General features: G+C 65.5%; 11 protein-coding genes. 4 read left to right on the plus strand and 7 right to left on the minus strand.

The genetic code is table 11. From position 1 onward, the window contains the following. Positions 1-17: 17 nt before the first annotated feature. The 3 genes from ACXJ16_RS11290 to ACXJ16_RS11300 all read right to left on the minus strand — a co-directional run bounded on the left by ACXJ16_RS11290 (position 18) and on the right by ACXJ16_RS11300 (position 3558). Entirely contained in the window at positions 18-944 is a 927-nt protein-coding gene (locus ACXJ16_RS11290) for a Gfo/Idh/MocA family protein (RefSeq protein ID WP_054437001.1), read from the minus strand. 3 nt (positions 945-947) lie between these two features. Then, positions 948-1952, minus strand: a complete 1005-nt coding sequence (gene araD1, locus ACXJ16_RS11295) for an AraD1 family protein (RefSeq protein WP_463920692.1) — start codon at positions 1950-1952, stop codon at positions 948-950. Between the two features lie 79 nt (positions 1953-2031). Beyond that, positions 2032-3558 carry an aldehyde dehydrogenase (NADP(+)) gene (locus ACXJ16_RS11300; protein WP_463920693.1) on the minus strand — a complete coding sequence of 509 codons (1527 nt, stop codon included), beginning with the start codon at positions 3556-3558 and terminating at the stop codon, positions 2032-2034. A 130-nt stretch (positions 3559-3688) separates the two neighbouring features. On the opposite strand from ACXJ16_RS11300, the gene ACXJ16_RS11305 reads away from it, so the two are divergent. Next, positions 3689-4429: a FadR/GntR family transcriptional regulator gene (locus ACXJ16_RS11305; RefSeq protein ID WP_054437029.1), complete on the plus strand. Its 741-nt coding sequence runs from the start codon at positions 3689-3691 to the stop codon at positions 4427-4429. 110 nt (positions 4430-4539) lie between these two features. Here the strand turns inward: ACXJ16_RS11305 and ACXJ16_RS11310 are convergent, their stop codons facing one another. Next, positions 4540-5856: a sugar MFS transporter gene (locus ACXJ16_RS11310; protein ID WP_463920694.1), complete on the minus strand. Its 1317-nt coding sequence runs from the start codon at positions 5854-5856 to the stop codon at positions 4540-4542. A 161-nt stretch (positions 5857-6017) separates the two neighbouring features. Between ACXJ16_RS11310 and ACXJ16_RS11315 the strand changes: the two genes are divergently transcribed. The 3 genes from ACXJ16_RS11315 (at position 6018) to ACXJ16_RS11325 (ending at position 9990) form a co-directional block, all read left to right on the plus strand. Beyond that, complete coding sequence (locus ACXJ16_RS11315) at positions 6018-7184, plus strand: aldose epimerase family protein (protein WP_324697910.1); 1167 nt, start codon at positions 6018-6020, stop codon at positions 7182-7184. Positions 7185-7205: 21 nt separating this feature from the next. Continuing rightward, on the plus strand, positions 7206-9002 hold the full coding sequence (locus ACXJ16_RS11320; RefSeq protein WP_054436992.1) for an IlvD/Edd family dehydratase: 1797 nt from the start codon (positions 7206-7208) through the stop codon (positions 9000-9002). A 133-nt stretch (positions 9003-9135) separates the two neighbouring features. Then, positions 9136-9990, plus strand: coding sequence for an SMP-30/gluconolactonase/LRE family protein (locus ACXJ16_RS11325; protein WP_324697908.1), 855 nt, complete (start codon positions 9136-9138; stop codon positions 9988-9990). A 45-nt stretch (positions 9991-10035) separates the two neighbouring features. Here ACXJ16_RS11325 and ACXJ16_RS11330 read toward each other — a convergent pair whose 3' ends face one another. The 3 genes from ACXJ16_RS11330 to ACXJ16_RS11340 form a co-directional block, all read right to left on the minus strand. Next, positions 10036-11085, minus strand: a complete 1050-nt coding sequence (locus ACXJ16_RS11330) for a DUF7064 domain-containing protein (RefSeq protein ID WP_054436989.1) — start codon at positions 11083-11085, stop codon at positions 10036-10038. A gap of 119 nt (positions 11086-11204) precedes the next feature. After that, on the minus strand, positions 11205-12035 hold the full coding sequence (gene map, locus ACXJ16_RS11335; protein WP_054436987.1) for a type I methionyl aminopeptidase: 831 nt from the start codon (positions 12033-12035) through the stop codon (positions 11205-11207). Between the two features lie 73 nt (positions 12036-12108). After that, positions 12109-12951, minus strand: a complete 843-nt coding sequence (locus tag ACXJ16_RS11340) for a DUF4163 domain-containing protein (protein WP_463920695.1) — start codon at positions 12949-12951, stop codon at positions 12109-12111.

Raw genomic sequence — 12951 nt, forward strand, 5'->3', positions numbered from 1 at the left:
GTCCCCTCCCTGGGAAATCAGTCGTGGAATTCTTCGACGAGCTCGCGGCGTCCGCGCAGGAATGCGTCGGCCACGAGGCGCAGCGGCGCGATGTCCACATCGCTGCGGCCGCCACGGATCAGGTTGGCGAAGCGCGAATAGAGACCCGGATATTCAAGGTCTTCGTTGTGCTCTGTGCCGGTGGGCAGGGTGAGCACGGCGCCGCCGTTCGAGAGCTTCAGCGTTCCCGCGTCAGTCTCGACGATGATGTCCCACGACTGCGGGCCGGTCTGGCGCCAGTCGAGGTCCATGTGGATTTCGGCTCCGGCGGTATCGCGGAACTCGATATCGGCGGCGATCGGCGCAGCGCGGTTGGCCGGCAGGCTGAGCGTCGCTTCCTTGAGGAAGAACGGGCGCGGCATGATGTGGGTGGCGATCGAGAGGGCATTGATGCCCGGATCGAACACGCCAAGGCCGCCCGGTTCCCAGATCCAGTCCTGACCCGGATGCCAGACGCGCACGTCTTCGCGCCAGACGATCCTGGCGCTCTTGATCGTACGCTCGGCAAGCCAGGCGCGGGCCGGGGCAACGCCCGCGGCGTAGCGCGAGTGCCACGAAGCGAACAGCGTCACGCCCACCTTGTCGGCACGGCTTTCCAGCGCCGCCACTTCGGCCAGCGTGGCGCCCGGCGGCTTTTCCAGGAACACGTGCATGCCCTTGGCCAGCGCCAGCGCGGCGAGGTCGTAACGGACCTGCGGCGGGGTGCAGAGCGCCACCGCGTCGATGGCCGGGCCGTTCTCGACCAGGTCTTCGAGGCTGCTGAAGTGCGGGATGCCTTCAGGGCCGCGATGGTGCGGGCTGACCGTGGCGCCGAGGCTGAAGTTCGGGTTGCCCTCGATCGCGGGGATATGCTGGTCGCGGGCGATCTTGCCCACGCCAACGATGGCGATACGGATCGGATCCATGGCTCAGAGCGCCTTCACGGTTGTCGTCGCCTCGCCCGAAGCGGCAGCGCGGGCAAGCGGGTTGGAAACCGGCAGGGTGAAGGGTGCGGCGTCGATCTCGAACACGTCGCCTTCCTGCGTGGTCACGCCGTCGGCGAACGAGAGCGTCGCGGTGCCGAAGAAGTGGACATGCACGTCGCCCGAACGGCGGAACAGGTCGTATTTGAAGTGGTGATGCTCAAGGTTCGCAAAGGTGTGCGACATGTTGCCTTCGCCCGAGAGGAAGGGCTTTTCCCAGATCGTCTCGCCGCCGCGCACGATCTTGCTGGTGCCCTCGATCTTCTCCGGCGGGGTGCCCAGCAGCAGTTCCGGGCCGAGCGCGGCCTGGCGCAGCTTCGAGTGGGCAAGCCACAGGTAGTTGTGACGCTCGGTGACGTGGTCCGAGAACTCGTTGGCGAGCGCGAGGCCGAGGCGGTAGACATGGCCGTCTTCGCCGACGAGGTAGATGCCCGCCAGTTCCGGCTCTTCGCCGCCGTCCTTGGCGAAAGCGGGCATGGTCAGCGCATCGCCGGGGCCGACGAGCAGCTGACCGTCGCCCTTGTAGAACCATTCCGGCTGCTGGCCTTCGGTGCCCGCGGCGGGCTTGCCGCCTTCAAGGCCCTCAAGGAACATGCGCATGGAATCGGTGACATGCTCACCCGAGGCGGCAGCCTGGTGCATCTTGTTGCGACCCTCGGCCGAACCGAGGTGCGTCAGGCCCGTGCCGGTCATCAGCAGGTGAGCGGAATCTTCGTGGTCGATCGGGGCAAGCAGGTTGCCGGCCGCGAATTCGGCCTTGATGTCGACCGCTTCGCCCTGTCCGGCAGCCTTGGCGGCTTCGGCCAGCGTCACACCTTCGGTGATGGCGCGCTGGGCGAGTTCGCGGGTGCTGGTGACGCCCTGAAGGAAGTGGGCGGCATCGCCCTCGGCAAGAATGACGGAGCGCACGCCGTCAGGCGCGCGATGCTGGAGCAGGCGAAGGTAGGTCATGGAGATCTCTCCCGGGCTCTTGGCCCTATCTGCGGCGCGCCTTCTTGGGGGAGCGCGCCGCAGGGATTGAGTGGACTGGTTAGAGGGTAAGTGCGCCGTCGATCAGGCGGGGAGCGCCGTCACCGAAGGCCGCGTCGCGCAGTTCTGCCGGAAGCAGGCCCTGAGCGAAGTTCTGGTAGCTGACCGGGCGCAGGAAGCGGTCGATCGCCATGCTGCCGACCGACGTGGTGCGCGGGTCGGTGGTCGAGGGGAACGGGCCGCCGTGCACCATCGCGTGGCACACTTCGACGCCGGTGGGCCAGCCGTTGACGAGGATGCGGCCGACCTTGCGTTCCAGCACCGGCAGCAGGCGCGAAGCGGCGGCTTCGTCGGCATCGTCCATGTGCAGGGTGGCGGTCAGCTGGCCTTCCAGGCCTTCGAGCAGGCCGGCGAGTTCGGCTTCGTCCTTGCAGCGCACGACGATCGACGCAGCGCCGAACACTTCGTGGCCGATCGCCTTGTCGGCGAGGAACTGGGCAGCCGTGGTCTGGAACAGGATCGCACCGCCGGTGGTCTTGCTGCCTTCTTCGCCCTTGGCGATGGTTTCGACGCCGGCATTGCCTTCAAGCGCTTCGACGCCCTTGGCATAAGCAGCGGCGATGCCGGTGGTGAGCATGGTCTGCGGCTTGGCTTCGGCAACACCGCCGGTGGCGGCAGCGACGAAGGCGTCCAGGCCTTCACCCTCGACAGCCAGGATCAGGCCGGGGTTGGTGCAGAACTGGCCGGCGCCCATCGTCAGCGAACCGACGAAAGCGGTGCCGAGTGCTTCACCGCGTGCCTTCAGCGCTTCGGGAAGCAGCAGGACGGGGTTGATGCTCGACATTTCGGCATAGACCGGGATCGGCACTTCGCGGGCCTGCGCCAGCTTGGCGAGGGCAAGGCCGCCACCGCGCGAGCCGGTGAAGCCGACCGCCATGATGCGCGGATCCTGGACCAGCGCGGCGCCGAGTTCGTTCGACGGGCCGACGAGGTGCTGGAACACGCCTTCGGGAAGACCGGCGTCCTTCACGGCCTTGGTGATCGCTGCGGCAATCAGGCTGCCGGTGATCGGGTGGGCCGGGTGACCCTTTACCACGACCGGGCAACCGGCGGCGAGCGCCGAAGCGGTGTCACCACCGGCGGTCGAGAAGGCGAGCGGGAAGTTCGAGGCGCCGAACACGGCAACCGGACCCACCGGGATCATGCGCAGGCGCAGGTCGGGACGGGGCAGCGGGGCGCGGTCCGGCAGGGCCGGATCGATGCGCAGCTGCTGCCACTGGCCCTTGCGGACGACATCGGCGAACAGGCGCAGCTGGCCGACGGTACGGCCACGCTCGCCCTCGCCGCGACCACGGGGCAGTCCGCTTTCGGCAATGTAGGCTTCGATCAGCGAATCGCCGATGGCAATGATCTCGTCGGCGATTCGTTCGAGGAACGCAGCGCGCGTTTCACGATCGGTGGCGCGATAAGTGTCGAAAGCAGCGGCAGCGGCGGCGCAGGCTGCGGCGACGTCGGCGGGGCCGTTCACGGCCAGAGGTTCGCCGTGCGGCTCACCGGTTTCGGCCACGATGGAACGGAATTCGGTCATTTGGGGTCTCCCTATTTACTCCGACATATTCCCAGCGCACAGGAAACGCAATGTTTGTCGTTCCTTCGCGTGAGAAGGGCTGTTACGTTCCCTTCGGGAGGTGCCAATAACAGTGTCAGAAGCCAATTTCGTGAACGATGAAGAAAGTGCAAGGCCGGCCGACGAGGCTCGGGGTCCGGGCCGCCGCCTGCACGGTGCGATCGCCCATAAACTGGGAACGGCCATCTTGTCCGGCAAATATGCGCCCGGGGACATTCTTTCTGGTGAAGTCGCCTTCGCCGAGGAACTCCAGGTCTCGCGCAGCGCCTATCGGGAAGCCATTCAGGTCCTCACCGCCAAGGGCCTGGTCGCCAGCCGCCCCAAGGCCGGAACGCGGGTGCTGCCGAGAGACCGCTGGAACCTGCTCGATCCCGAAGTGCTCGGCTGGGCCTTCGCGGGAGAGCCGGACATCGAGTTCGTGCGCAGCCTCTTCGAACTGCGCGCCATCGTGGAGCCTGCCGCCGCGCGGCTTGCCGCGCAGCGCCGGGACAAGAACGACCTCAAGGCGATGAAGGATGCGCTGGCCGCGATGCGGCGGCACACCCTGACCACCGAGGCCGGCCGCGCGGCGGATCGCGACTTCCACAACGCGATTCTCCAGGCCACCCGCAACGACGCCCTGCTCGTGCTCAGCGCCTCGATCGGTGCTGCGGTGAACTGGACCACCCAGTTCAAGCAGCGGGCCCGCGCCCTGCCCCGCAACCCGATCCCCGATCACGTCCGCGTCTATGACGCGATCGCCGCCGGGGATGCGGCGACCGCTGCCGAAGCGATGAACGTGCTGGTCGATCTGGCACTGGAAGACACGCGCAGCGCCATGGAGAAAAAGTAAGCCCGACGCCAACGCGCCCGGACCAAGTCCGGGCCCATCCATAGTCCAAAAAAGAAAAGGCCCCGGCGATCGCTCGCCGGGGCCTTTTCGTTGACGCTGGATAGCGCGGATTACTCGGCCACCTCGGGAACCAGATCCGGCTCCGCGTTCGTGACCTTGCTGCCCCACAGAGCGTAGAACAGCACGTAGAGTTCGCATACCGCGGTCAGGATGAACGAGTTCTGGAGACCGAAGTTGTCGGCCAGCCATCCCTGCACGATCACCAGCGCGCCGCCGGCGATCGCCATGACCAGCAGGCCCGAGCCTTCTTCGGTCAGCGGGCCAAGGCCCTTGATGCCGAGGGTGAAGATGGTCGGGAACATGATAGAGTGGAACAGGCCGACAAGGATCAGCGACCACATCGCAACCGGGCCATGGGCGAAGATCGTCACGACCATTACCGCGAAGGCGCCGACCGAGAAGAACGCCAGAACCTTGCCCGCGTCGAAACGCTGCATGATCGCGGAGCCCGCGAAACGGCCGACCATCATGCCGCCCCACAGGAAGGTAAGGTACTTGCCCGCCTGTTCATGCGTCAGGTTGGCGATGTCGGGCTGGCTGACGAAGTTCACGAAGAGATTCGCCACGCCGATCTCGGCGATCAGGTAGATGAAGATCGCGGGAATGCCGAATACGAGGTTGCGGTGATTCCACAGCGAGAGGTGTTTGCGCTGCTCCTTGGCAAGACGCGAGTTCGCCGTACCCATCGAGGGCAGCGGGAACTTGGCGATCACCACAGCGAGAATGACCAGCACCACCGCGACCAGCGCGTAAGGCAGGATCACCGAATGGGCGTCAGCCAGACGCTCGGCATCGGTCAGGACCGTGCCGGCGGCCGAGGTCCCGCTCTTGGAACGACCAAGAATCAGGTAGGCGCCGAACAGCGGGGCCAGCATGGTGCCGGCCGAGTTGAGCGCCTGCACCAGGTTGAGGCGCGAGGACGCGGTCTCGGGCTTGCCGACGACGGCGACATAGGGATTCGCCGCAACCTGAAGCAGGGTGATGCCGCTGGCGATCACGAAGAGCATGACCAGCGTTACGCCGTAGGACGGGATGCTGGCAGCCAGCATCATGCCCAGCGCGCCGGCGGCCATGATCAGCAGGCCGGTGACCAGCGACTTCTGGTAGCCAACGCGTTCGATCAGCTTCGCCGAGGGAATCGAGGCCACGAAATAGGCGATGAACCACACCGATTCGATAAGCGTCGTCTGGGTGTAGCTCAGGTCGAACACGCTGCGCAGGTGCGGCAGCAGCGTGTTGTTGATGACGGTGATGAAGCCCCACATGAAAAACAGGCTGGCAAGCAGCGTCAGCGCCGGGCCGTAGCGGACGCCCGCTGGCTGCGCGTGAAGCACCGGGGCATCTCCAGATGAAACCACTGGGGGCATGACTATCCTCTCTTTACCAGAGAACCGCGCCGTGCCCTGCGGCAAACCGGCTTGCGCTCTTTCTATTTGTCGGACTATATGCGCGACACGGCGTCGTCAATGGGCCGCGTCGGAAACCAAGATGCAGAATCGACTTACACAAAGATATGGGAGCTAGGGCAATGAGGAAACTGCGCAAGGCGTTTGTAAGCACGGCGATATCCGCCCCAGCCCTGGCCATTGCAGCCCTTTCCCTTTCGAATCCGGCACTCGCCGCCGATGCCTCGCAGGCTCCGGCGGGCGCACTTTCCGATGGCACGCAAGTCAGCGCGGTCACGCTCAAGGCCGCCAACGGCGTCTCGGCGACGATCCTGACTTACGGCGCCACGCTGTGGAAGATGATGGCCCCCGACCGCGAGGGCAAGTCGGCCGACATCCTGCTCGGCTATGACGATGTCGCCAGCTATGAAAAGCGCCCGAATTACTGGGGCGCCACCATCGGCCGCTACGGCAACCGCATCGCCGACGGCAAGTTCACGCTCGACGGCAAGACCTACCAGCTTCCCCAGAACGATCACGGCCAGTCGCTGCACGGCGGCGGCAAGGGCTTCGACGTCCAGAACTGGAAGGTCGAATCGATCAAGTCCGGCCCGGTGGCGACGGCGGTGTTCTCGCTCGTCAGCCCCGACGGCGATTCGGGCTATCCCGGCACGGTGAAGACCAGGGTGACCTACTCGCTTGACGAGAAGGGCAACCTGCAGGTCGTGTTCGAAGCGACCACCGACAAGCCGACCGTGCTCAACATGACCAATCACGCCATCTTCAACATGGCCGGCGAAGGCAGCCCGCGCGACGCCCTGCAGAGCCTGCTGACGATCCCGGCCGGCCACTACACCCCTGTCAACGACAAGCTGATCCCCACCGGCGAACTGCGTGACGTAACCGGCACCGTGTTCGACTTCCGCAAGGCCCGCCTGGTCGGCGAAGGCATCCGCGACGGCAAGGACGAGCAGATCGTCATGGGCCGTGGCTACGATCACAACTTCGCGCTCGACAAGGGCGTGACCAAGACTCCCGAACTGGCCGCCCGCCTCGAAGATCCTGCTTCGGGCCGCGTGCTCGAACTGCTGACGACCGAACCGGGCGTGCAGTTCTACGCCGGCAACTTCCTGGACGGCACCTTCATCGGCAAGAACAGCCACCTCTACCGCATGGGCGACGGCATCGCACTGGAACCGCAGAAGTTCCCGGATTCGCCGAATCACCCGAACTTCCCTTCCACCCGCGTCGATCCCGGCAAGCCCTACAAGCATGTCATGATCTACCGCGTTTCCACTTCTTCGCGCTGACCCGAAAAGAAACGAACGCCCATGACCGACAAGACCGCTCCCAAGCTGCGCTCGCGCGCCTGGTTCGACAATCCCGACAACATCGACATGACCTCGCTCTACCTGGAGCGTTACCTGAACTTCGGCATCAGCCTTGAAGAGCTTCGCTCGGGCAAGCCGATCATCGGTATCGCCCAGACCGGCAGCGACCTGTCGCCCTGCAACCGCCATCACATCGTGCTGGCCGAGCGCATTCGCGAGGGCATTCGCGAAGCGGGCGGCATTGCGCTGGAATTCCCGGTCCACCCGATCCAGGAAACCGGCAAGCGCCCGACCGCAGGGCTTGACCGCAACCTCGCCTACCTCGGCCTGGTCGAAGCGATCTACGGCTACCCGCTCGACGGCGTGGTGCTGACCACCGGCTGCGACAAGACCACCCCGGCGCTGCTGATGGCGGCGGCAACCGTGAACATCCCGGCGATCGCGCTTTCGGTCGGCCCGATGCTCAACGGCTGGCACAAGGGCGAGCGTACCGGTTCGGGCACGATCGTCTGGAAGGGCCGCGAGATGATGGCCGCCGGCGAACTCGACGCGGACGGCTTCATCAAGCTCGTCGCCTCGTCGGCCCCGTCGACCGGCTACTGCAACACCATGGGCACGGCGACGACGATGAACTCGCTCGCCGAAGCGCTCGGCATGATGCTGCCCGGTTCGGCCGCGATCCCCGCGCCTTACCGTGACCGCCAGGAATGCGCATGGCGCACCGGCAAGCGCATCGTCGACATGGTTCACGAGGACCTCAAGCCCTCGGACATCATGACGCTCGACGCGTTCCATAACGCCATCGTCGTCAACGCCGCCATCGGCGGTTCGACCAACGCCCCGATCCACCTTGCCGCGATCGCGCGCCACATCGGTGTCGACCTGCCGCTCAAGGACTGGGAAACCTACGGCCACAAGATCCCGCTGCTGGTGAACCTGCAGCCCGCCGGCGAATACCTCGGCGAGGACTACTACCGTGCAGGCGGCGTACCCGCCGTCGTCGCGCAGCTGATCGGCCAGGGGCTGATCAAGGAAGACGCGATGACCGTCAATGGCCAGACCATGGGCGACAACTGCCGCGACGCGACGATCGAGGACGAGAAGGTCATCAAGCCCTTCGACCAGCCGCTGGTGGAAGAAGCCGGCTTCCTCGTGCTGTCGGGCAACCTGTTCGACGCGGCCGTGATGAAGACCAGCGTGATCTCCAAGGAGTTCCGCGACCGTTACCTCTCGAACCCCGCAGACCCGGATGCCTTCGAAGGCAATGCCGTGGTGTTCGACGGTCCCGAGGACTACCACCACCGCATCGACGATCCGGCGACCGGCATCACCCCCGAAACCCTGCTGTTCATGCGCGGCGCCGGCCCGATCGGCTATCCGGGTGCAGCCGAAGTCGTGAACATGCGTCCGCCTTCGTACCTCATCACCGAAGGCGTGCACTCGCTGCCGTGCATCGGTGACGGTCGCCAGTCGGGCACCTCGGGCAGCCCCTCGATCCTCAACGCCTCGCCCGAAGCGGCGGCGATGGGCGGTCTCGCCCTGCTCGAAACCGGTGACCGCGTGCGCATGGACCTCAAGAAGGGCCGCGTGGACGTGCTCATCTCCGACGAGGAACTGGCGACCCGCCGCGCCGCTCTCGAAGCCAAGGGCGGCTATGCCTACCCGGCCTCGCAGACCCCGTGGCAGGAAATCCAGCGCTCGGTGGTCGGCCAGATGAACACCGGCGCCATCCTCGAAGGCGCCGAAAAGTACCAGCGCATCGCCCAGACCATGGGCCTGCCGCGCGACAATCACTGACTTTTGGCTCCGATTGATATCCTGTCCGGCCTAGCCGCCGGATGACCTATCGGCCCCCGCCCCTGCCTGTCCCTGAACAAGGGAAAGGCGGGGGCGGGGGCCGAACCGTTTTCACAGCATAGGGAGAGTTCTCATGACGCTTTGGCGCAAGATCGATCGCGACGTGCGCGATACCCTCGGCGAAGGCGCGCTCTGGTGCGAGCGCGACAATGCCTTCTACTGGGTCGACATCCTCACCCCTGCCCTCAACCGCCTCAGCCTCGCGGACAACACGGTAACTCGCTGGGATATGCCCGCACGCCTCGGCTGGGTCGCTCCGCGCGCGCAAGGCGGCCTGATCGGCGGCTTCCAGGACGGCGTGGCCAATATCACGCTCGACCCGCTGACGATTTCCGAGCGTAACGATCCCGAGCCCCACCTGCCCGGCAACCGCATGAACGACGGCAAGGCCGACCGCCACGGCGCGATCTGGTGCGGCACGATGGACATGGCAGAGGAAGAAGTGACCGGCTCGCTCTACCGCCTCTCGCCCTCGGGCGAATGGCAGGTGATCGACACCGACTACACGGTGCCCAACGGCCCGGCGTTCTCGCCTTGCGGCCAGTGGCTCTACCATGCCGATTCGGGCCGCCGGGTGATCTACCGCTTCGCCCTGGACGAGAGCGGTGCCCATTCGCGCGAGGAATTCATCCGCTTCTCCGAGGAAGACGGCTATCCCGACGGCATGACCACGGACGCCGAAGGTTATCTCTGGACGGCACACTGGGACGGCGGCCGGATCAGCCGCTTTGCTCCCGACGGCACGCGCGAGCGCTCGATCGAGCTTCCGGCCAGGCGCATCACCAACATCGCTTTCGCAGGCGAAAAGCTGGACCGCATGTTCGTGACCTCGGCGGCGACCGGCCTGCCCGATTCCGAATTCGACGGCGCGCTGTTCGAAGTGGAATCCGGCGTCACCGGCAATCCCGCGGGCATCTATCTCGGCTGATATCCGCCGCGCGGGGAGGCGGAAACACTTCTCCGCGCGGCCTTTCTAAGGCTCCATCACGCTGGGCTTGCTCGATCGTTCGATCATCCCGGTCGTCCGCTCACCGTCCCAGGTGTAGAATGCATGGCTCTGCTGGACGAGCGGGAAGTCCGCAGGCCAATCCACCGGCTTGGCGAAACCGCCGCGCGAGCGGGTGTTGACGAAAGTTCGCCCCGCAATCGCGATGCGGCGACCGTCAATCGTTTCCAGCACGAAAGATACGTCCTCGTCGCCGGTCACGAAGCGGCGAAGCCATGGCACTTCCACGGGTCGGGCAGGTACGCGCACGCCTTCGCCATCGATGATCCATCCTTCCGCGTAGTTCGGCTCGCCATCCTCACGCGGGGGATAGATGTTGAAGCCGAATGCGCGGCCGTCCGGGAATGTCGCCGATTGCCAGCAGTGTCCCCAGAACCCGGCAAACGCACGAAAGCCGGTGCGACGGATGCGCAGTCCGTTGGCGTTGAACCTGCGGGTCTCGCCATCGAGAGTGAGCGTTCCCGTGCAGCGGAACAACTGTTCGTAGCGCGGGCTCATGAAACTGCCCTGCTCGCCCCCCAGCGCCGCGGCAGCCTCCGGCAGGAGCGAACCCGGCACCCAAGGCGGTGCCGCCATCTCCATCTCCACCGCGATCTCGAGATCGGTCCAGCAGGTTTCCTCGAAATCGGGATTGTCGATGACCTGCTGCGCCGAGGTCTCGGCAGCCTGCCCCTTGTAGGTGGCAATCCATTTGCGGAACGGCTCGATGCATTCGAACCGCACCGGCCCGGTTCCGCGCACGGTAGGGCGACCGTCGGCCCCGTAGGGCGAATGGGTTTCACCATCGCCGCGCCTGGATAGCAGGCGGCCATCGGCAAAGGCGACGTCCAGCCAGAACTCGTGCCGGTCCCAGGCATTGCCCACCGCTTCCACGCCGATGCGCATGGCGAAAAGGCCGTTCTCTTCCTCGATCCAGACGTTCACCGCATCGCGCAGCCCTTCGTCGGGCTTTTTCGCCACGACATACTCGCGATCCTCGGGAACGCCGCCGGTCAGGTCCATCGCCGCGGTCGCCATAGCTCTCCCTTCCCTTTTTCCGGGCGGGAGGCTGTCATGGCGCAGGCGTCAGGTCACGCCCCGGACATGCGCCGGGGCGATGACTTCATCGGCTCCGATCCGCCCGAGGGCGACGAGGCTCAGGCGTAGGGGGGCTTGTGGAGACCCTTGAGGCTGGTGGTGAATATCTCGCAGCCCGTCTCGGTAATGCCGATCGAATGCTCGAACTGCGCTGAAAGCGACTTGTCGCGGGTGACCGCCGTCCAGCCATCGGCCAGAAGCTTAACCGGCGGCTTGCCAAGGTTTATCATCGGCTCGATGGTCATGAACATGCCGGGCTTGAGCAGCGGACCGGTGCCGGGGCGGCCGGCATGGACCACTTCCGGCGCATCGTGGAACAAACGGCCCAGGCCATGGCCGCAGAATTCCCGCACGACGCCATAGCGGAACGATTCGGCATGGGCCTGGATGGCCGCGCCGATGTCACCCACCCGGTTGCCGGGCCTGGCCTGTTCGATGCCGATCATCAGGCACTCGTAAGTCACGTCCACCAGACGGCGCGCCTTCAGCGAAACGTCGCCGGCAAGGTACATGCGGCTGGTGTCACCGTGCCAGCCATCGAGCAGCGGGGTCACGTCGATATTGACGATATCGCCGTCCTTGATCGTCTTTTCCGACGGAATACCGTGGCAGACCACATGGTTGATCGAGATGCAGCAGGAATGCGCATACCCCCGGTAGCCGAGCGTCGCCGGCACCGCACCGCCATCGAGCGTGAGTTCGCGCACCTTGTCGTCGATCGCCGCCGTGGTCACGCCGGGCTGCACCATCGGCGCAATCTCGTCGAGGATCATGGCGGCAAGGCGCCCGGCCTTGCGCATGCCCTCGAAGCCTTCGGGGCCGTGCAGCTTGATGGTGCCGTCACGCAGGACGGTTTCGCTTCCGGGTTCGACGATCTGGTATTCGGTCATGAGGGGTACATAACGATTGTGTGCGCAAATTGCGAGATCGTGCGTGACCTCGCGCATTTGCGTTTCCCTCACCTCATTTTGCGACCGAGAAGCTCGACCGGTACTGCGGCTTGAGCGCCGCCATGACCGCGCCCGTTACCGGAACCGTCACCTCGTAGCTGCCCTCGGCATATGGCCCGGCATTGTAGGGCGGGACCAGCAGGCCGACGCGATCGAATGTCCTGCCGTTGGCCGAGCCCAGAATCACGATCTGCTCGATCGGATCGATGCATTCGGAGAACATGTCATCGCTCTTGTCGATCGGGCCGCCCCGGCGCTTCACGCGCTCCTTGTCCAGCGCGGCGCAGAACGGCGTGCGCAGCGCCTTCGAGAGCGCCTCCTTGCTGGTGAAGAGGTCGATCGGCTTGCGCGCCTGCTCGGCCTGGCGGTCCCACAGCAGGGTATCGAAGATGGTCATGCCGTGCGCGCCGCCGGAATAAGTATAGATTTCCGAAGACAGCGAGAGCCAGCCCGGCAGGCTGGTGACGACCTTCCAGTCCTCGCCATAACTGTAGGCATGGTAGGGATAGTCGTTCTGCTTCGATTCCGCCTGTCCGGATTTCGCGCTGCCGATAAGATCCGCGCGGGACTGTTCCAGTTGCTTGTCGAGGTTCGCCTTGAGACCCGGGATCGCGCCCGCCGCATCGGGATAGGAATAACTGAACTCGTAGAGGTCGTTCTCCACCTTCTCCTCGCGGCCGCCCCCCACCGGAGCTTCGCTGGCTTGCGCGGCAGGCTCGGTAGCGGCTTCGGTTTCGGCCATCGCCTCGCCGGAGGCCGCATCCGACGTGGCGGCAACCGGCGCCTCACCCTTGCACCCGCCCAGGAGCAGGGCAGCCGTTGTAGCGGAGACAAGACACCAGGCACCAAATCGCAT

The sequence above is a fragment of the Novosphingobium sp. TK71 genome (assembly GCF_055361505.1).